Raw genomic sequence first — 20503 nt, forward strand, 5'->3', positions numbered from 1 at the left:
GGCTGGACTTGTCTGGTGCTGCTGTACGCGTCGCGTTGCCGGAGCTGCAACGATTGACGAATGAACTGCTGCGGGCTTCCGGTTTACAGGTTGACCATGCCGCGATTGTAACCGACGTTTTCATGAGGGCCACCTATCGTGGCGTCAGTCATCACGATATTTACGAGCTTCCGGGAAGACTTGCCGCGCTTGCCGCCGGCAAAGTGAATCCGAATCCGAACATGACGATAATCAACAAGTATGCGGCGTTGGAAAATTATGAAGGGGATAACGGTCTGGGCGAGCTGGGCGGCATGTTCATCATGAGACGGGCGGAGCAGCTTGCCGACGAGCACGGGATCGGGCTTTGCGCGATCCGCAATTCAAACCATATTTTAGCCTCGACACCGTATGTAGAGACAGCTGCGGAGCGCGGCTATATCGGCTATATCGTGACGCGGGGCGCGCCTACGATGGGGGCGCCCGGCCGAAAGGAAAAAGTGATCGGTACGAGTCCGATGGGCTATGCGGTGCCGACCGAAAACGATTGCCACATTATGTTCGACGCCTGTCTTGCGTACGCCTCGAACGGCGTACTCGCCGAAAAGGCGGAAGCCGGCGAAAGCGTCCCCGCCCACTGGGGACTGGACTCGGAAGGAAGGCCGACCGGCGACCCGGCCGCTATTGCCAAAGGAACCCGGCAGCCGATCGGCGCCCACAAAGGATTCGGATTGACGATCCTGGGCGAGATCATCACCGGCATATTGGCCGACGGCCAAATCATCGACGAGCCGCAGGACGGCACCGGACTTGTCGGCATGCCGTCGCATACCGCCATCTGCATCAAGGCGGACGGCCTGCTCGGAGCGCGGCGGTTCCGGCGCCGGACGACCGAGCTGGCGGAGCGGATGGAAGCGAGAGCATCCGGCCTGCAGCTGCCCGGTCAACGTTCGGCGCGCAGCCGGAACGAAATGATCGGCGCCGGAGCCATCGAGCTGAAGGAGCCGCTGCTCGCCCGGCTGAACGAATGGTCCGCCAAGCTTGGGGTTCAGCCGCTCTAATTCGATAATGAGAAGGGGATGAAGAGGATGAAGCGTTACGGGTTTCGCAAAGCGGCTCCATTGCTGGCGGTTGCGTTCATGACATCCGCCCTGTCCGCCTGTTCCGGCTCGCAGCCGGCCAGCGACGGGAAAGTCAGCGGAGATTCGCCGGCTGCGGCCAACAAGCCTTTTAAATACAGTACGATGGTGTCTACCTTCGCCGAAGTGCCGGATATGAAAAATCAATTTTGGACGCGCTTTCAAAAGGAAAACAACCTGGAAATGGACGTTCAATGGATTCCCGATCCGGAGTTCCAGACAAAGCTGAATTTGGCGCTGGCTTCCGGGCAGCTGCCTGACGTCGTATCGGCTCAAAACCCGCATGACGTGAATACGATGAATGCCGTGGACAAAGGGGTTTTCTGGGATTTGGGCCCGTTCCTGGGCGATCTGAGCAAATATCCGAACCTGAAAAAAAATGTGCCGGAAGCGGCCTGGAAATTCGCCAAGTACAAAGGCACATATTACTTTATTCCGCGCTCGAGAGCCCAGATCAATACCGGCTACTTGATCCGCAAAGATTTGCTGGACGAGGTCGGACTGCCGCTGCCGAAGACGACGGATGAGCTGTACAACGCCCTGAAGCAGATCAAAGCGAAGGATACAAGCGGCAAGCTGATCGGCACGCTGTTTTTCGATAATATGGCTTCGGCGTTCGGCTCCTCCAACCCGCAGTATAACGCGGAGGGCGGGCTTTACCGCAATATTTTGTCCGATGCGTATACCGACATGGTGGATTGGTACCGCAAATTGTTTAAAGACGGTCTGATGTCGCCCGAGTTTTCCGCTGTCAAAGGCGCGGAGCCGGACAATTTCTTTTCAGCCGGCAAAACCGTACTCCATACGAAAAACTTCTGGCATCAATACCGGATGGATCAGGAAAACAAAAAGCTGAAGCCGACGGCGCAGGTGGAAATCGTGCCTTACATAAAAGGACCGGGGGGCGCCGCAGCTTATTTGGAGCCGGGATTTACCGGCGGCCTGTTTATACCGAAAAGCGTGCCTGAAGAAAAAGTGAAGAAAATTTTGGACGTGTTCAACACCGCCGCGAGCGACGAAAATTCCAAAGCGCTGTTTTACGGCTACGAAGGGGTCCACCATAAAGTCGAGAACGGCAAATACGTGATGACCGACGTCGGCTTGAAGGAAATCCAGAGCTTTACGAACGATCCGTTCACGATCAAGCGCAACGAATGGGATAAAGTCGACAGCCCGCTGGCGCCGATCGAGGTCGATTTGGCGAACCGCGAAAAAGTCAAGGTCACCTACGATGCGCTGATGGTCGACCCGTTCCGGATTATCCGCTCCTCCACCTGGACGGCGGAATGGCCAAAGTATGCGGATGAATTCGAGAAGAAAAGAACGGAAGCGATCATGGGCAAAATCAGTATGGACGATTACAAAAAATATATCGACGGGCTGAGAAACAATCCGGCTTTGAAAAAAGCGTTCATAGAGCAAGCGCAAAGCTACAAGGAATACTTCGGCAAATAGACCGAATGCGAGATTGCCAGCGCCAGTCAACCGGTTCGAGCGCCGCTGCGCCATGCCGGTTGACCGTCGCTGTTTGGCATAGCATGCCGAGAGCCGTGTATGGGAAGGAGCATCGGAATGAAAACACAGGAGGCCGTATTGGATAGCAATGTCGTAAAAGCGCGTGTCCGCCCGCGCTCAATCTGGTCCGATTATGTCAAGTACCGCTATATGTACCTGCTGGTCGTGCCGGGATTTTTATTTTTCGTCGTTTTTAAGCTTGTGCCGATGTGGGGATTGCTGGTCGCCTTTAAGGACTATAACCCGGTCGTCGGATTTTTCGACAGCCCTTGGGTCGGCTTGAAATTTTTTAACGAGATGTTCGCCGACGAGCATTTCTATATTATGCTGCGAAATACGCTGCTGATCAATATTTTCGGACTCGTGTTCTTTTTCCCGCTGCCGATTTTGCTGGCGATTATGCTTAATGAGGTGCGCCATGAAGTTTTCAAACGGATCAACCAGTCGCTGGTTTATATGCCGCATTTTTTATCGTGGGTCGTCATTGCCAGCTTGACGTTTTTTATGCTGTCGGTCGATGTCGGGCTGGTCAACAAGCTCGTCCGGCTTGTCGGTCTGGAGCCGTATTCGTTTTTAAACGATGTCAATTTGTTCTGGGCGATGCTGACGGCGCAGAGCATCTGGAAAGATGCGGGCTGGGGAACGATTATTTTCCTGGCGGCGATTGCCGGAGTCAATACGGAGCGCTATGAGGCTGCAGTGGTGGACGGAGCGAACCGTTTCAGGCAAATATGGCATGTTACGCTGCCGGCGATCCGGCCGACGATTGTCATCCTGCTTATACTCCGGCTCGGGCACATGACCGACGTTAACTTCGAGCAGGTACTGCTGATGATGAATCCGCTGGTGCGCGATGTCGGAGACGTGTTCGATACGTATGTGTATAACAACGGCATACTCCGCGGGATGTACAGCGTCGGCGTAGCTGTCGGCTTCTTCAAAGGGCTCGTCGGCTTGGCGCTCGTGATGGCGTCGAATTATGTGGTCAAAAAGATGGGCCACGAGGGCATCTATTGAGAGCTTGCGAAACGGAGTAAGTGCTTACGAAGTAAGTTTCGCTAAAGCGAAACTCTGAGGAGTGAATTCAAATGAGCTTTATCCACAGGAAAAAATTAACCGTCTTCGACGCGGTCAATTATACGCTGCTGACGATCATTTCGGCCATGTGCCTGTTTCCGTTTCTGTATGTGCTGAGCGTGTCGTTGACGCACCGGTCCGTTTACGTTCCTTACGCGCTGCAGCTCATTCCCGCAAAATGGTCGCTTGGCGCCTACTCGTACATTTTGTCCTCCAACAGCTTTGAAAACGCGCTGCAGAGCACCATTTTCATTACGGCCGCAGGCACGCTGCTGAATATTGTATTCACGTTCACAATGGCTTACGGGCTGACGGAGCGGAGACTGCCCCATCGCAGATGGATTTACGGGCTTGTCGTATTTTCGCTCGTGTTCAGTGCGGGCATCATTCCGAGCTTCATGCTCGTCAAGCAGCTTGGGCTGATGAACTCATACTGGGCGCTTATCCTTCCCTCGCTTACGAATGCCTGGAGCTTGATCGTCGTAAAAAGCTTTATGGATTCGCTGCCCACCGAAGTGATCGAGTCGGCCAAAATCGACGGCTGTACCGATCTCGGCGTCTTTTTCAAAATCATTATTCCGCTGTCCAAGCCGGCGCTGGCCGCTTTTGTGCTGTTTTTTGCGGTATCGCATTGGAATACGTATTTTAATGCGCTGCTGTATTTGACGGACTCTAAAAAATGGACGCTCCAGGTGCTCGTCAAATCGCTGGTGCTAGACAATAGCGCTAAAACCGCGGGGATGGAGGCGTCGCTCGGGGATGCTTCGCCCCCGTCCGAAACGGTTCGTTCGGCTTCCATCATCTTGTCGATCCTGCCGATCCTCGTCGTTTATCCGTTTTTACAAAAGCATTTTGCCAAAGGCGTCATGATCGGCTCGGTCAAAGGCTAGCAAGCCTCCGACGGCCCGGTACATAAATATGGCAGCCGGGGCTGAAACTAACCGGGTAACGAAATACGGGCAGGAGGTAAAATCATGGTCGCAAAACGTAAAAAGCCCGATCGGGCTCCGGTCAACGCCGAGATGACCGATGTCGAACAGTGGATGCAGCAGCAGGCGCATGCCGCCGATTTCGTCCGGACCTTGTTTCCGGATCAGATGGACGGACTCGAAGACCGCAAAGATCTCGATACGAAATGAACGATAAGCAGCGGACTCCCGCTGTTTATTTTTTTTATTATTTCTCGGGAAATGATGCGCGGCTCATATATGAGGATCACGTTGACTTTTATATATGCATAATTGTGGAATTGCTCTCAAATAATAAAGCGGAATGAAAATTATGGGATACGTTCCCGATAGGAGAGCCAACAATGTCCAACGTTAATTTGGCAATTATTTATTACAGCGCCACGGGCTCCAATTACCAGCTTGCCCAATGGGCGGCCGAGGGCGGAAAAAACGCCGGTGCGCAGGTTAGATTACTTAAGGTTCCGGAGCATGCGCCCCAGGCGGCGATCGATTCCAACCCGGTATGGAAGGCGCATGTAGAGGCGACCCAAAACGTTCCGGTTGTGTCTTTGGCGGATGTGGAGTGGGCCGATGCGATCATTTTCAGCGTGCCGACCCGTTTCGGCAATATGGCCGCACAAATGAAGCAGTTTTTCGATACGACCGGGGGGTTGTGGTTCCAGGGTAAGCTGGTCGATAAAGTGGTCAGTGCCATGACATCGGCGCAAAATCCGCATGGCGGACAAGAACAAACGATCCTTTCGCTCTATACTACGATGTATCATTGGGGAGCCATCATTGCATCTCCGGGCTATACGGATCCGGTCACCTTCGCAGCCGGCGGCAATCCGTACGGTACGAGCGTTACGATCGGGCAGGACGGCAAGATGATCGAGGACGTGAAGGGCGCGGTTATGCACCAGGCCAAGCGCACGGTAACCGTAGCCGGATGGGTGAAGAGCGGAAAGGGCAGCTGACGGAACACGTCCGCCCCACAAAGAATAAGTTTCAGAGTGTCACGATAAAAGTAGCGGCGATAGGCCAGAATCGTAAGTCTTAAACTGCCGCTGCTTTTGTTGTATTGTGTTATCCGTTGCCAACGCAATACAGAATAATCTAATAACAATTGAAATGATATCACCAAGTCGAGATCAAGTTGCATCGGCCCCGAGCAGTTCCAACGCCATCCTAACGTGGAGTTGCTCGCGCTTCTCGGTCAAATAACAGGCATATCCCTTGATAATTGGTGACTCGACAGGCAGCGGGATTCGATGCAGCCTGTTCGATTGGAGATACGGATCGGCAATCGATTTTGGCAAAAAACCGAAAACAGCGTTGCTCAACAGCATCGTCAGCATAATGGACGAATGGTCGGTTTGAAGAGCTGGAATAAAACCCGGCTTAACAAGGGAGGCGAACCATTCCGTGAAGGGTTTGCCCCAATCGATGTGACAATAGGTCGGCTCGGAAAAATCGGGCTCGCGAAGCTCGGTCGATCCGTCAGCAGATACAAGGATAAATTCGTCTTCGAAAAGCAACCGTTTCGAGATACCTGGATGATCGGACGGATCAAGCTTGATCGCAAGGTTGACAGTCCCGTCAAGCAGCAAATCACGAATCATATAACTTGGGTCGAGATAGCTTAAAAATTTGACGGCGACATGCGGATTTTTGCTTCTGAAGTCAAGAATCCGATTCAAGTAACGGTAGTGCCATACGGAGCCAGGGCCGCTCACCACGATATGTTCCCGATATTGTTCGGACAGCGACAGTTTACTCTCCTGAAAGAGCTGGAGCATACGTTCAGCGTAGGGTAGAAAAGCGATGCCAGATCGCGTCAGCCTGACGGTTCGATTGTCGCGATCAAACAGTCGCTTACCAACGGTTTGTTCCAACGCCTGAATTCTCGCCGTCATAGCGGATTGGGAGATGTGCATATGTTTGGCGGCCGTGGTGAAGTTGAGGGTTTGGCAAACCGCAATAAACGCCTCCAAATGAGACAGGTCCATTCGCATTCCTCGATTCGATTTATTTATTACTGTAACGCTTAAGATTTGTTATACAAATCATTCTAGGCAAACTATACTATTCTTGCAATATATTTATTGCCAGGGAAACTTGGGTATGGGGGGTCATAATTAATGAAGGATGAGTTGTTACAAATTGAACAAGTGAACACCATTGACGATTATATCGAGGATCTTGCAGACCTACTCGTACAGCTGGTAGAAGACGAAGCTTCACTCGGCTTCTTACCGCCGCTCTTGCATCGTGAGGCTCAGGACTATTGGGCTAACCTCTTGAATCCGGACATAAGGTTATGGATTGCCGTGCTGCATGAACGCGTGGTAGGTACTGTGCAGCTCCATCTCTGCGGTAAGCCGAACGGCAGCCATCGCGCGGAAATTGCCAAATTGATGACGCGGCCACAAAACAGGAGAACGGGAGTTGGTCGTGTGCTTATGCATACGGCGGAAGCGGCAGCATGGAGCGAAGGCCGTACATTGCTCGTGCTCGATACGCGGGAAGGAGACCCGTCAAACTCGTTGTATCGTTCTATCGGATATCAACAGGCGGGAACAATCCCGTTCTACGCGAGATCGGCAAACGGAAATCTGGATGCGACGGTTCTTTATTACAAGCTACTTGAACCGAACGGCTGAGGATGGACGAAGAACTAAGCTACCCGGGAACGATAGTGGAACAAGAAAAAGGGGATTCACATATCAGTCATGACTAATACGCGAATCCCCTTTTTTTATCTGATTTTTATATTTAGATCTTGATATCCAGTCTACAATGTAGTGTAGTTCTTAAGATCAAAGATAACAAATGCTAGCATGCCGTTTAAAGCTATATGATTTCCAATTTTTCAAATAAACGTTCTAATTAAAACATACATAAGAACATGTAAAGTTTCTTAGAATTTCCGAAATCAACAATGCATGCTGCCACTAATTTTGCGGCAGCATGCATTGTTGTTAAACTATCGATTTCCGTTAGCTGAACAGCCTGCAGGATCTCGCCAGCAGGCTGTGTAATTAACCGGGTTGTCGCGATCTGATCGAGAATGGCTTGCTGCGCGGTGAGCTTCATGTCGCCGACGATCCGGCTCATGCTGTCGACTTGATAGGATTTATAACCGTTAAGCCCCCGCATCTCCTTCTGATACATCAACTCGATTCCGTCGTAGCCGACCTCCTCGGAATCCAAATACTTAAGCGTGGGATCCGATTGTCCGCGTTGATTTCTATGTAAAAGTCCAGATTCTCCTTCTGAAATGGCGACGGTTTCGAACTTTTTCTTTCGTACTTCGGTTTTACCATTAATTTCCATACCGTTCCCTCATTCCGTCACTCGATACCCACCCTTTAATTGTCATATATTCAGACGAATTCCTTTTTAGAGAGGTTCAATCTTTATCCCTGCGCAATAAGAATAAGCAACCTTACGGGAATGGCGGGTATCCGAACTCAATACCAAGTTATTTTTCAAAATTTACGCTTCCGAATCCATGAGACCGATGAACTCCCGGATCGGCTGTCGTCTATATAAACGAAGGCATAAATGAACACAAACTAATTTGACGAAGAGGTGTTTTGAAAATGGCATTAACGTCCGCATTCACGAGCTTCAACCTGCCTGTAAAAAACGTAGAACAATCGAAAGCGTTCTTCACCGGACTCGGATTCGAGCTCAACCCGCAATTCCCCGAGAACGAGAATTCGGTAGCCATCGTGATCGGCGACAACCTGCAGGTCATGCTGATTAATCAAGCATTCTTTAATACGCTCACGGAGAAGGAATCCGTCGATACGAGCAAGTATGCGCAGATGACGATCGCATTGGCCTTCGAGAGCCGGGAAAAGGTCGATGAAATCGTGAATACCGCGGTCTCCTTGGGCGGGAAATTGCACGCAGAACCTGAATATCATGGGTTCATGTATCATTGGGGCTTCGTGGACTTGGACGGCCATCTGTGGGCCATTAACTACATGAACATGGATGCGGCACAAGGTTAGGGCTAACGGAGAGCACGCTCGTACTAGGGTTCAAAAAGAAAGACGCCGGGCATCTTCCCCAATGTCATTAAGTTAAGGTGCGTGGCTTAAAATCAAGTACAAGAGCAGGTTATCGAAAAGATAGCCCGCTCTTTTTTTGTGCGAAAAAGTGAAAAAGACTTGACAAGTAGGTGGAAATGTGTGGTGAAGCCCCTTGAAAAACGAGGAGGTTTTGCCAATGAATGAATTCGCAAGCTCACTAAAACAAAAGCTGACATCCCTCATACGAGAAATGTCAGCCGAACCAGCTCATTATGTTAAAAACCCGGGGAAAGATTTTACCCGGGAGAGAAAACTGCCCTTTGAAACAGTTATGCAACTCCTGGTCTCGATGGGCGGCAACAGCATATTCAAGGAGCTCCTGGACTCGCAGGGCTATGACGTAAACACCGCAACCACGTCTGCTTTTATCCAACAAACGGTTCGGATTTGCATTTCGCAACTGACCCTGCGGACACGGATACCTATTTTCAAACGCAACCGAACACAAAAGGATATAACCTTACGCATTTGAACGCAGCTTATGATTTGTGCAATAGAATTTACGTGGATGCCATGGTTCAGCCACTAAGGTTATGCAGCGAGGGAAGGGCACTGGCAGCAATGGTTGACCGTTCCCCCATCAAAAGCAAAACCATTGTTATTGCCGATCGAGGGTATGAAGGTTACAACAATTTCGCTGAAATGATTACCTCGCACGTAGTCATTTCCCAAATGGATAAACGACACCAATACCAAGTCAACTTCACGGTTACCGTTCACGTTTGTAGACATTTTCTGCGCTCACGGGACGATGAACCCCCGCCCGATGTTGAAGCGCTGATTCGTAAAAATATTTTGCCGATTCGACCCATTCGCCAGGGGCAGAAGAACACGCGAAAAATTCGCTATAAATCAGCTGTTAGCTTCGTCTACAGAGTAGTATAAATCGGTTCAAATGAACTTTTTTAAAACGGGTACTCCATCTGTTTTGTTTGCTGTACCCTTTTTTCCTTGAATGCAGAAAAAACAAACGGCACAGAGGCTTTTCCCCATGCCGTTTCGCATTCCATTATTATTCCCGGTCTTGCTATTAAACTAAACTTAATGACGCCGGGCATCTTCCCTGGCGTCTTCTTCGCGATGATTAGTTTTGTTCGGTATAGGCTTTGAAATTGTCCATGATCGCTTGCCAGCCTGCTTGCTGGAACTCGACGGGATTGGTGCTTTCCGCGTCGAACGTTTCAATGACCTTCGTCTCATTCCCTTGATCGACGAAAGCAACATCCACTCTTCTTCCGTCTTCCATGGTGTAGCCGATCGCCTCATGCCGATTCACGACATCGTAGACGCCGCCAAAATCAAAGCCCATGCTGCCATCCTTCGCTTCCATCCGTGTCTGAAACTTGCCGCCGACCCGCAGATCGTTTTCGGCTCTCGGCGCATGCCAGTCCTCGGACGCTTGATTCCACTTCGTGATGTGATCCGGCTCGGTCCAATAGCGCCATACCTTCTCGACTGGGGCTTGAATAACGGCTTGCACGGTTACTTTCGTCGGTTGACTCATTTCCATTTTAAATAGACACCTCTCTCATGATATTCGTCGTTTGGTTATTCTCAATAATATAGACGTAAGCCAATGACGAAATTCATCGGTCAATTCGCTCAGGCAGCCCAAATCGCGAAAATAATGGCGCATGAATGAAGTTTTGAACGTGCAGGATTTGATTTTCTTTGGTTTCGATGACGTGGATGCCCCAGGGTACCAGGCCAGAGTCCTCTTTGCCCGGCATATACTGGGCCAACGCCGGATAACCGCCATTCACCGTAATGGGCACAAATCGCGAACCTTCGCAATGCCAACGAGTAAGCGAATAGAAGGCGGACAAATCTTCCTTGCCGCGGATCCACATCTCGAAGGGCGGCATCGACATGCAGCCTTCCTCGTGGAACAACGCGACGAGCGCAGCAATATCGAATTGCTCGAAGGCCTCCACATACCGGGACAGCAGCAGCTGCTCCGGTTGAACGTCCATGCTGCTGAGCTCATCCGAGCGAAGCTGCGCCCGGTCCATCGTCTCTCGGGCTCTTTGCAAGGCGCTGTTCACCGCTGCCGGCGACATCGCCAACGTTTCCGCGATCTGTTTGGAGGACCATTCAAATACATCCTTCAAAATGAGTACCGCGCGCTGCCGCGGAGGCAAGGTCTGCAGGAGAGCGATGAAGCACAGTCGAAGGGTATCTCTGCGGACGAGCCGATCCTCCGGATTGCCCCCAAAGTCGGGAGACGGCCAGATCCAGGCAGAGTCCGGCAGCGTGTCGCGCGGCTCGACGATGGCGACGGCCGGATCGAACAGGTCAACGGGAAGCGCGCGGCGTTTGGATTGTCTCAGCTTGTCCAAGCACAGGTTGGAGGCAATCCGATAGACCCAAGTTTTGAACGAGGAATCCTGTCTGAACGTGCTCCAACTCTGCCAGACCCGAATACTCGTCTCCTGAACGGCATCGTCCGCATCGTCCATGGAGCCTAGCATTCGGTAACAGAACGAGGTTAAGCCCGGCTTCAAGCTTGCAAATAATGGTTCGTCAAATGCGGTCTCGTTCATCGCGGCCTCCCTTAACAATCTCCCCGAAGGGTGGTACCTTCATTATATGCAATGAAGCGGACAGCCTCAATCCGAATAAATAGGCAGGATTTGGTACTCATGGATAAAAATTAGCACGATCGTACTAATAATTCAATAACCAATAAATTAACCCTTGTCTATACTTTAGAAATAATTCGCAATACCTCAAGCCAGGTTCTGAATACTGGAGCTATCCTGCTTGTTAGTTGAGAAAACTGTATCCGAGTAGTATCCGGTATGCCGTCTTCTTGTTGTAAAGTTTACACAATTTCTTCAGAAAACTCGGCTGCTTTAGATTCTAATTCATCAACGTTTTGGGCATTCTTATGTCCAAGCATTTTTCATCCCAAGGGACACCCAGATGTTTGGCATGTAAGACTGGATCATACATTTGATTATTTTTCAAACAAGATACATCACCTGTGCGATTTTACCACATACATGACCAATAGCTTTTCGTTTACTCATTCCCCGGCCTTTAACCAAACGATCATAATAATGTTTAAATAGGTTTGATTTTGTATTAGGCGATATGAGCACCAGTACCATTAAAAATAGAATTCGACGAGTATCCCTTACACCTTCATATGTTTGTCTATATATGTTGAACTAATGGTTTCGTTTCATTGGAAAGGATTTATTCCAAAGCAACGATTGTGAAAGGATGATAGGAAAAACTGCCATTGTACATCTTTTCTTCTGCTCATCAATTCGCGTGATTAAATTCCTGAGAAACTGCATGTTTTCTCCGCTTCCGCTTCTTATTGGTCCCTAATCCGTGAGAACACCTGCATATTTGCAGGAATTTCCTTATTAACAAGTCATTTCGATAAAAAAGCCTGCATTATTGTAGGAATTTCGTTTCGCTGGAGCAGGATCATCTGCTGGATAATGTATGTTCTGCTGCTTTACACGCACGCGGGTTTCTTTCGTTCAACTTATATAGATTTTGAGACGGAAATTCCTGATGTTTTTATTTTCAGCAGCGACGCCTAAGTACTTTTTAAATTCAAGATAATTTGAAAACCGTTCAACATCACCAATAGCACCAATTAATGAACAAGCCATTACATCACTCATAATTGGAAACGACTTAAGTAAAGCAGTGTAGGGATGAGGAGGGATCTGTGTATCCTTATCTCCATGTAATAAAACCGAAATTTGTTTATCGATGCTTCCGATTGCTTCTTCAATTCGAAGGGCTTCCTCGATAAAGCCATGTTTGTCTCTCAATTAAATGTGGTACTTGGACGGCTAAGGTGTGCGGTAAATATTCACTTAAAGTTGCTGAAGCCTTCGTCGCTATCGTTTTGGCTCCAACAGAAATAAGAGCTTTCAGTAGCTCTTCTTGTGTTGCTTGAGACATGTCTTTTGCTGATGGGTACTGCAAAACTAATTTCATAACAGTTGTTGAGCCAGGCTTTTTAAATGTTCGCTTTAGCTCAGGATTCGTAACTGAAAAAAGCTGTTGTATCTGGTTCTTCCTTCTAGTTAATTGAGTAGAAAGAAGCCATCTATCCCTCGTTAAAGTTCGAAAAAGAATCTGTGTAGGGGTCGCAGGTTTTACTAATCGTATACCCTTCATCCAAAAGAACTTTCATCACTAAATACGAGTAATGACCACCAGTGGGCTCTAACAAAATAAAAAAGTCCGATGGATCTAATCCAAAACCTTCTCGTATGTTCCCTAACTGTGTTAGGAAATCAATAATTCCTTTATCATCGGAGTAAAACTTCATAGTCTTTTGCCGTTTCCATTCCTTTTCATTACGGAATTTTTCAAAGGGAATACAAGCAGCAACATGAAAATCTGCACCGATGTCTAAACCCACATAAAATTGATACCATTTATTAATTTCTGATTTGTGCTTTTCAACTTCAATGGAAATTTGATTGTTCATAAATCCTTCAAAGATTGTTGCAGTTAAGCACTATCTATCCAAGTTTTCTTTAGAGCTCCTAAGGGCCCAATGTAGCATGTCAGGATTTAACGATAGTGCAGTAAAACCCACATTATACAAAGAGGTCATGATATGCCCCAATTATTTCAAGGGTTACTGCATTTTCTTCTATAAAGATTCTTTGTTTCGACAAAATGGTCTATTTTTCCTCCTATAAGGTTCTTAATAAAAAATAAAACTTGCCTGGTCATGGCAAGTTTGGTTTGAAAATTGGGGTAAGGGTGCAGTGCCATTAAATGGAATGCCCCAAATCTATAATAGAAGTCCAGGTATTTAATTAGCCGGCTCCATACCTAAGACGGTGGCTTCCCTAGAGGTCACTGCACAAATTATAGTTCAACATCTATACTATGATTTCCTGCACTACATACATAGGAAATTGAACCAGTTTTCCGTAAACTTTATTCAGAAGTCCTTTGAGGCTACACGTTGTAGACAGGGGTAAAACTGGTTCATTTATATTAAACCATAAACAATTAGAAAATTAAATTTCCATTATTCAATCTAGGCTCCTACGATAGTAGCATGTAGTTTTTAGTTTGAACTATGAAGCACTAAGATGCTGTACATAGTAAATTTTGGTATGAACTAACTGCGTAAGCAGTCCTGTCCCATGTCACATGTCCCGCTGCTTATGCCGAGAGGGCCGGAGGCCGGCAATACCGGACGGCTTGGCCTCTATGAGAACCGTCAACGCCAGCAGGGCGGCTATACCGATGATGACGAAGCAGGCCATAAACGGCCCGGTATAGCGGCCGATTCCAATCAGCAGCCCCATGGCCAGCGTTGGCAGCAGCGGCTCCCCGTAAGCCTTCCACCAATCGAGCGGAAACTGCTCCAAATAAAAGAACCAGATCATGGAAACCGCAGAAAGCGCCCAGCCGCCGGTATAGATCCATACCGACAAGACGGGATTTTGCGATGCAATAAAGGGCACGACGGTAACGACGAAAATGCCGGCAACGACCATTACCCAGAAATTCGCTTTCGTTCTGCCGATTCCCGCCAAAATATTACCGCCCAGCCGTCCGACCGACGAGAAAAATACCCCTAGCGCGAGCAGCCGGATATAAGCGGCCGAATCGTCCGCCGTATAGCTGTCCCCGAACAAGTAGCTATTTATTTGGTTCGGGAACAAGCAAATGATCAAAGTGAGCGGATATAAGATCAGGTTGTTATAACGGATGCAGAGCGTGCCCCGTCGCTTGCTTTCCTCCAAATCCCGCGAGCTTTCCGCGACGAACGGAAACGTAACGATCATGAATGCCCATGTGACGATGCCGATAAATCCGGTAATGCGGATCGCATTGGCCAAATACCCGACGGCAATGACCGAGCTGGAGCCGATCATCATGACCATGAAGGGCTGCTGGAACGCCTTCGCGATGCTGCCCGCCCAGAGCGGGACGCCGTAGCGCATCATTTCCCACAGTACGTCGAATGAGAAAGGGCCGAACCAGCGGGGCCGGTGCACGCGCTGCACCTTCCACCCGATAAAAAGCGCCGCCAGCACCGCACCGATTCCCATCCAGAAGGACACGCCCCACAGGAAAGCGCGCGGTCCCAATGGCCACATGACGCCGACAATCGTTCCCAGCGTGGAAAAAGCCGTCGAGATGACCATAAAAAAAGCCTGCGTCCTGAATTCGCGGTTTCCGGAGAAGCAGGCCACTCCAATATTAATGATCGAATTGAACACGAGCATGATCGAGCTTATGATCAGGGCGCCTTTTAATTCCGGCAGCTTGTATGCATTCGACAGGAAAGGCGCCAGAGCCGCAAGCAGCAAGCTCAGGACAACCGCAAAAAACACGCTGCCCGCCAACGCCAACCGGAATTTCATCCGGATCGCTTCCTCCGCATTTGTCGAAAATGTATACACGAGCGAGGAGGTAAAGCCGACGTTGAGAAACAGCGTGACCATCCCGAACACCTGCAGCAGCAAATTTACCTCGCCGAATTTGCCGGGATCGTTCAAGACGCGGGCAAGGACGATGCTTCCTGCAGTTTGCAGCAGCTGATTGACAAAGAGGCCGAGCACAATGATCGAAACGCTTCGCAGCAGGAAACGTTTCGTTTGCTTCAGACTGAGCGGTCCGGCCAACTGCATGGTACGATCACCTTCTTCGTTGAAATCACCGCTTTATCGTAACAAGCCCGCTGCGGATTTTCAATGAACTTATTTTGTTGTTGTATGTGCATATCTGCAACATCGGCTGTCCCATACGGGGATCAACCGGTGATACAGTCCCCCAAAATATGCAAGCCGCCTCCAACACCACTATAGAAGTGGAGATAGAAGCGGCTTTTTACAGCAAATTCATATCAGAGTGGAAAATCCAAAAATGACCTTTGGGAGGATAGTCTCCCTCAGACTAAAGCCTATACCGCTCCCTGTTCGTTGAACAAAGCTTCCAGCCTCGCCGTAATGTCAGGATCGCATTGGGCCAATGAAATCATGTAACTATGCATGCCTTTAATGATAATATCGTTCGGCTGCTCCTTGTTTACTTCCTGAATGACGGCGTCGAGCGATTGCAGCATCACTTCGGCCGCTTTCGAATCGCCGGCATGAGCTTCAATCCAGTCGCGGATGGAATGGGCTTTTTCAATCCATGTTTCTTTGGTTAAAACCGGATTTTGATCCGGAAATACGAACGATGAAGTCAGGATCGGAATCGTCGGCCGGCTCATGATGCCGTGGACGATATCGTCCAGCCGGTTCATCAAATATTCCGAAAGCTGCCGAATTTCGATGGGCAATCCGTAGATGACAAAATAAAAAAAATATTCCCGCAGCATACCGTTAAGCAGATTGGCGCAATCAAACGAATGCTCCTCGATGGCCGGCCCGTAAAGCTCGAGAATCCGCTGCTCCATCCAGCGGGTCGATTCCATCGAATTGGCGATCATAAGCTCTTTCACCGAGCTGTTCAGGAAAGAAAAGCCTTTCAAATGCATGGAGAGAAAGTCCTGATCTCCCATAATATATTGGTAGTTGAACTCAACAGCTTTGATGAGCTTCTCCCGCGCCGTAAGCGCCTGATCCGATTGCGTCTTGCTCAACTGGCTGCGCAGCCAGTCCATATAATGGGTGAATACCGCAATCAGCAGCTCTTCCTTGGAATGAAAATGAAGGTAGAAGGCACCCTTGGACACCCCGGCCAAACTGACAATATCTTGAACCGAGGTCGTGTGATAATCGCGGGCTCCGAACAGCTTGATGGCGGCCCTGATGATTTGCAGTTTTTTATCGTTCATACCGGCACACCCCGTGTCTTCTAGGTCCGTTCCTTGGACAACGGCCGTTTTACAGCCATTGTAACCTCGGAATTCGTTTATGTCAATTATGTGACTGACTGGTCAAAAATGACAAATGAAACTTATTTATAATAAAAAAATATGTTGATTTAGAATGAAGAATTGCTTATATTACTTTTAGAATGACCAGTCAGTCAGAACGCTTTAGATGCAAGTTTAAGGTAGTTATTAATGATGGCGATGAGATTAATGGGGGGAGATTTCGATGCATCCATGTATAACTCGCTAAACGAAATGAAGCTGTTTATAAGCAACTTTTTTTCTCTTCACCTGGAAAGTGAAGGGTTTAGCCCTCTTGTCGGCAAAATTTACACATTGCTGCTGTTTTCTCCGGAACCGCTCAGCCTGCAGGAGATGGCCGAGGCGCTATCTGTTTCCAAGGCGGCCGTCAGCGTTCAAATCCGCACTATGGAGCTGCGGCATCTATGCTATAAAGTTCCCGTCCAGAACGACAGGAAAGATTACTACTACATATCCGATGCATTCGGCGATAACGTAGTAAGCGCATATGCGGGCAAAATGAAATCTTTGCAGCAGGCAATCGACGGTGCATTGGCGGGATTTCCGGAAGTATGCGAAGTATCGCCCAAGGACGAGGAAGCTTATTCGCTCGTGCTGCAGCGGTTTAAAGAAATCTCTTTGCTGTGTGAATTGTTCATCTCCCGGATGAGCGACTTGAATGAAGAGTGGCAGATGAAACGGCATGTGATGTGAGTCGCGCCTCTGTCGAACAGAAAATTCCCCTGGAGTCATGGTTTGGAGGAGTAGAGAGATGAATAAGTTTACTGATTTTTCGTTGAAGAACGCCGCGGCGATTATTATTATCAGCGTTATTTTATTCCTTGCCGGCACCTTCTCCGCATCGACGCTGAAGCAAGAGAGCATGCCGGATATATCGCTGCCTGTCGTATTTGTCAGCACGGTCTATCCCGCGCCTCCGAAAGATGTGACCGAAAATGTGACGAAGGTTCTGGAGAAGCGGATTGTCGGGATCGAAGGGATGAAGAAAGTTACGTCCACCTCGAACGACAGCTTCTCTTCGATTGTCGTGGAGCTGGTTAACGGGCGAAGCCCGGACGATGCGAAGCGCGACATCGAAAGCGCGATTAAAGACATCAAGCTTCCTGTCGGCGCCAGCGAGCCGAAAGTTTCCAAATTCGGCAGCAGCGACTTCCCGGTTTATTTTGCGGCCATACACGGCAACAACAATATGAATCAGGAAGAGCTGAACCGGATTTATAAGGATGTCATTGAGCCTACGCTCAGCGCGATGGACGGAATCGATCATGTCGATTCGGTCGGACAGCAGGAAGCGACCTTGAAGCTGAAGCTGAACATTAGCGCGATCAACAGCTACGGGCTGACACCGGCGCTCGTATCGCAGAGCATCCAGGCGGCGCTTGCGACGAGTCCCGCCGGCAAGGTTGATTTCAACGGAAGCTCCCAATCGGTGCGGATCGAGAGCGATCTGAATACGATCTACAACCTGGAAAATATGAAGATCACCTCGCCCAAGGGAGATACGGTGCTGCTAAAGGAGATATCCAGGGTCGAAGCCATTTCGGATTCGAAATATATCGCCCGTCTGAACAGCAGTCCGGCGATCGGCCTCACGCTTTTTAAAGCCAAGGATTCGAATACGGTGCGGTTTGCCGATTCGGTCGACAAATTGTTCGCTTCATGGCAAAAGGAATATCCGGATATTCAATTTACGCCGGTCTATAACGCCGCCAACGATGTGAAAAAGTCGATCAACGGTATGCTGAAGGAAGGGATGATGGGGGCGCTTCTCGCGTCGGTTATGATCCTGCTGTTCCTCCGCAATGTGCGGATGACGCTGATCGTACTTGTGTCGATCCCGTTGTCCATTTTAACGACGCTATGCGTAATGGCTTCGCTGAACATTACATTGAACATCATGACGCTGGGCGGCTTGACGATCGCCGTCGGGCGGGTTGTGGACGATTCGATCGTTGTCATCGAGAATATATACAGCGAGCTGCAGCAAGCGCGCGAGCGCAATGAATCAGTCATCAAGCTGGCGACCTCACGGGTAGCCTCCGCGATTACGTCGTCGACGATTACGACGGCCGGCGTATTTTTGCCGATCGCGTTTGTAGGCGGGATCATGGGCGATATTTTCCGTCCTTTTGCGATTACGCTTGTCGTGGCGCTGCTGTCCTCGCTGATTGTCGCATTGACCGTTATTCCGATGCTGGCCAAGCTGCTTGTATTGAATAATAACAAGATCAAGCATCATGACGAAGAACATGTAGGCAAGATGGCCGGCAAGTACAAAGGAATTTTGAACTGGTCGCTGAACAATCCGAAAAAAACGATTTTGGTCTCATTCTTGGTATTTATTATTTCGATCGGCGGCACGGTTCCTTTTCTGCCTTTCGCGTTTATGCCCGATAGCGAGTCCAACAAGCAGGTGCAGTATACGATGAAGCTGCCGCAGGAAACGTCGATCGAATCGATGGATTTGAAAGTGAAGGAAATCGAGGCACTGTTCCGCGATGCAAAGGATCCTGCCGGTCAACCGGCGTTCGACTATTTTGAGTCGATGGTCGGCTACGATATGCAAAGCACGAGCGGCGAGCGGATTCCGTACCGGGCAAGCATTATCGCCTCCGTCTCGAAGGCGTCCGACGCCAAAGCGATGGCAGAACAATATAAGGACATTATACTGACCATGGTTCCGCAAGGATCGGAGGTCACGGGAGCGCTGCTGTCCGGCGATATGGGCGGCTCCTCCGAGGATTTCGCTTATTTATTGAAAGGCGACGATCTGAACCAGCTGGTCGCCGGTGCCGAGCTTGTGAAGCAGAAGATGAAGGAATTCCCCGAGCTCAAGGATGTTAAAGACAGCTTGAACGAGAAGAAAATACAGGTTGTCGTCAGCGTCGATCAGAACAAAGCGCGCGTCTACGGACTGTCGTCGGCGCAAATATCGGAAACCGTCCGGCTATGGCTCGCGGAAGCGGCAATCGGCGATATCAAGTTCGATAACGTGACCTTTACGACGAAAGTCATGGTCGACGACGAATTCAAAAACTCCATGGATAAGCTGGGGCGCATTAACATGACGACGTCAACCGGCGCCGTGGTCGCCTTGAACGATATTGCAAAAATACGGCAGGTGGAAGCTCCGGCGGCCATTACCCGCGAAATGCAGGAGCAATACGTGAAAGTTACCGCCAAAATCGACAGCAAGGATAAAGGCGGAGTGAGCACCAAGGTAACCGAAGCGTTGAAGAGCGTCGAAATCCCGGGCGGCATCCGGACGCAGGTGCAGGGCGTCAATGAAGACATTCAGGAAAGCTTCGGCCAAATGGTGGTCGCGATGGGCGCTGCAATCTTCATTGTTTATCTGGTTATGGTTATCGCTTTCGGCAATGCAAGCGCGCCTTTCGTTATTTTGTTCTCCTTGCCGCTTGCCGCCATCGGCGGATTTCTCGGATTGCTCGTGGCGAGAGAGTCGATCAATATTACGTCGCTGATCGGGTTCCTGATGCTGATCGGGGTTGTGGTAACGAACGCGATCGTCTTGATCGACCGGGTGCAGCAGCTTCGCAACGACGGCGTGGAAGTCAGAGAAGCTTTAATGAAAGCGGGCATGACAAGGCTGCGTCCGATCATCATGACAGCCGGCGCTACCGTGTTGTCGCTGCTGCCTCTGGGGCTTGGCTTTTCCGAAGGCTCGCTGATCTCCAAAGGTCTGGCGGTCGTCGTTATCGGCGGTCTGATCACATCGACTGTGCTGACGCTGGTTGTTGTGCCGGTCGTTTACGAAATTATCGAGCGGATGAAGGTACGGATATCCCGGCTCCTTCATAAAAAGGCTGTAACACCGGGCGGCAAAACGGCGAATCCCGTGAATTAACGTTTGGA

18 protein-coding genes and 1 pseudogene are annotated in these 20503 nt (G+C 49.5%); 12 read left to right on the forward strand and 7 right to left on the reverse strand.

Annotated elements, in window-relative coordinates; genetic code table 11:
• Window positions 1-8: 8 nt before the first annotated feature.
• From E1757_RS29790 to wrbA, 6 genes are all read left to right on the forward strand, one after another.
• Window positions 9-1040 (forward strand): Ldh family oxidoreductase, encoded by a 1032-nt coding sequence (locus E1757_RS29790; protein ID WP_165972353.1) that lies wholly within the window; start codon window positions 9-11, stop codon window positions 1038-1040.
• A 27-nt stretch (window positions 1041-1067) separates the two neighbouring features.
• Window positions 1068-2573 carry an extracellular solute-binding protein gene (locus tag E1757_RS29795; protein WP_165972354.1) on the forward strand — a complete coding sequence of 502 codons (1506 nt, stop codon included), beginning with the start codon at window positions 1068-1070 and terminating at the stop codon, window positions 2571-2573.
• Between the two features lie 117 nt (window positions 2574-2690).
• Complete coding sequence (locus tag E1757_RS29800; protein WP_133235135.1) at window positions 2691-3650, forward strand: ABC transporter permease; 960 nt, start codon at window positions 2691-2693, stop codon at window positions 3648-3650.
• Between the two features lie 71 nt (window positions 3651-3721).
• A complete protein-coding gene (locus tag E1757_RS29805; RefSeq protein WP_133235137.1) occupies window positions 3722-4600 on the forward strand; it encodes a carbohydrate ABC transporter permease in 879 nt (292 codons plus the stop codon).
• Between the two features lie 84 nt (window positions 4601-4684).
• Complete coding sequence (locus E1757_RS36030; protein ID WP_165972355.1) at window positions 4685-4849, forward strand: hypothetical protein; 165 nt, start codon at window positions 4685-4687, stop codon at window positions 4847-4849.
• Window positions 4850-5022: 173 nt separating this feature from the next.
• Window positions 5023-5637, forward strand: coding sequence for an NAD(P)H:quinone oxidoreductase (gene wrbA / locus E1757_RS29810; protein WP_133235139.1), 615 nt, complete (start codon window positions 5023-5025; stop codon window positions 5635-5637).
• Between the two features lie 174 nt (window positions 5638-5811).
• On the opposite strand, the gene E1757_RS29815 is transcribed toward wrbA, so the two are convergent.
• Entirely contained in the window at window positions 5812-6669 is an 858-nt protein-coding gene (locus tag E1757_RS29815) for a LysR family transcriptional regulator (RefSeq protein WP_133235141.1), read from the reverse strand.
• 132 nt (window positions 6670-6801) lie between these two features.
• Between E1757_RS29815 and E1757_RS29820 the strand changes: the two genes are divergently transcribed.
• Window positions 6802-7323: a GNAT family N-acetyltransferase gene (locus E1757_RS29820; RefSeq protein ID WP_133235143.1), complete on the forward strand. Its 522-nt coding sequence runs from the start codon at window positions 6802-6804 to the stop codon at window positions 7321-7323.
• Window positions 7324-7549: 226 nt separating this feature from the next.
• Here the strand turns inward: E1757_RS29820 and E1757_RS29825 are convergent, their stop codons facing one another.
• Window positions 7550-7996 (reverse strand): hypothetical protein, encoded by a 447-nt coding sequence (locus E1757_RS29825; RefSeq protein ID WP_133235145.1) that lies wholly within the window; start codon window positions 7994-7996, stop codon window positions 7550-7552.
• 269 nt (window positions 7997-8265) lie between these two features.
• On the opposite strand from E1757_RS29825, the gene E1757_RS29830 reads away from it, so the two are divergent.
• From E1757_RS29830 to E1757_RS29840, 3 genes are all read left to right on the forward strand, one after another.
• The gene (locus E1757_RS29830) at window positions 8266-8682 is read left to right on the forward strand and encodes a VOC family protein (protein ID WP_133235147.1); all 417 of its coding nucleotides are present in this window, start codon (window positions 8266-8268) and stop codon (window positions 8680-8682) included.
• Window positions 8683-8899: 217 nt separating this feature from the next.
• Entirely contained in the window at window positions 8900-9235 is a 336-nt protein-coding gene (locus E1757_RS29835) for a hypothetical protein (RefSeq protein WP_133235149.1), read from the forward strand.
• Window positions 9232-9648 (forward strand): hypothetical protein, encoded by a 417-nt coding sequence (locus tag E1757_RS29840; protein ID WP_165972356.1) that lies wholly within the window; start codon window positions 9232-9234, stop codon window positions 9646-9648. Before E1757_RS29835 ends, E1757_RS29840 begins: the two co-directional genes overlap by 4 nt.
• A 199-nt stretch (window positions 9649-9847) precedes the next feature.
• Here E1757_RS29840 and E1757_RS29845 read toward each other — a convergent pair whose 3' ends face one another.
• The 5 genes and pseudogenes from E1757_RS29845 to E1757_RS29870 form a co-directional block, all read right to left on the reverse strand.
• Window positions 9848-10273 carry an SRPBCC family protein gene (locus E1757_RS29845; protein WP_133235153.1) on the reverse strand — a complete coding sequence of 142 codons (426 nt, stop codon included), beginning with the start codon at window positions 10271-10273 and terminating at the stop codon, window positions 9848-9850.
• A 76-nt stretch (window positions 10274-10349) separates the two neighbouring features.
• Window positions 10350-11306, reverse strand: coding sequence for a sigma-70 family RNA polymerase sigma factor (locus tag E1757_RS29850; RefSeq protein ID WP_133235155.1), 957 nt, complete (start codon window positions 11304-11306; stop codon window positions 10350-10352).
• Between the two features lie 993 nt (window positions 11307-12299).
• Window positions 12300-13228, reverse strand: a pseudogene (locus E1757_RS37350) (transposase); the annotation flags it as partial.
• A 676-nt stretch (window positions 13229-13904) separates the two neighbouring features.
• A complete protein-coding gene (locus E1757_RS29865; RefSeq protein WP_133235159.1) occupies window positions 13905-15398 on the reverse strand; it encodes an oligosaccharide flippase family protein in 1494 nt (497 codons plus the stop codon).
• A gap of 272 nt (window positions 15399-15670) precedes the next feature.
• Window positions 15671-16549 carry a TetR/AcrR family transcriptional regulator gene (locus E1757_RS29870; RefSeq protein ID WP_133235161.1) on the reverse strand — a complete coding sequence of 293 codons (879 nt, stop codon included), beginning with the start codon at window positions 16547-16549 and terminating at the stop codon, window positions 15671-15673.
• 231 nt (window positions 16550-16780) lie between these two features.
• On the opposite strand from E1757_RS29870, the gene E1757_RS29875 reads away from it, so the two are divergent.
• Together E1757_RS29875 and E1757_RS29880 are read left to right on the forward strand one after the other, a co-directional pair.
• Window positions 16781-17323 (forward strand): GbsR/MarR family transcriptional regulator, encoded by a 543-nt coding sequence (locus E1757_RS29875; protein WP_133235163.1) that lies wholly within the window; start codon window positions 16781-16783, stop codon window positions 17321-17323.
• A 58-nt stretch (window positions 17324-17381) separates the two neighbouring features.
• Window positions 17382-20495, forward strand: a complete 3114-nt coding sequence (locus E1757_RS29880) for an efflux RND transporter permease subunit (protein WP_133235165.1) — start codon at window positions 17382-17384, stop codon at window positions 20493-20495.
• Window positions 20496-20503 lie beyond the last annotated feature (8 nt).

The sequence above is a fragment of the Paenibacillus piri genome, from assembly GCF_004354045.1.
Taxonomy (GTDB): domain Bacteria; phylum Bacillota; class Bacilli; order Paenibacillales; family NBRC-103111; genus Paenibacillus_S; species Paenibacillus_S piri.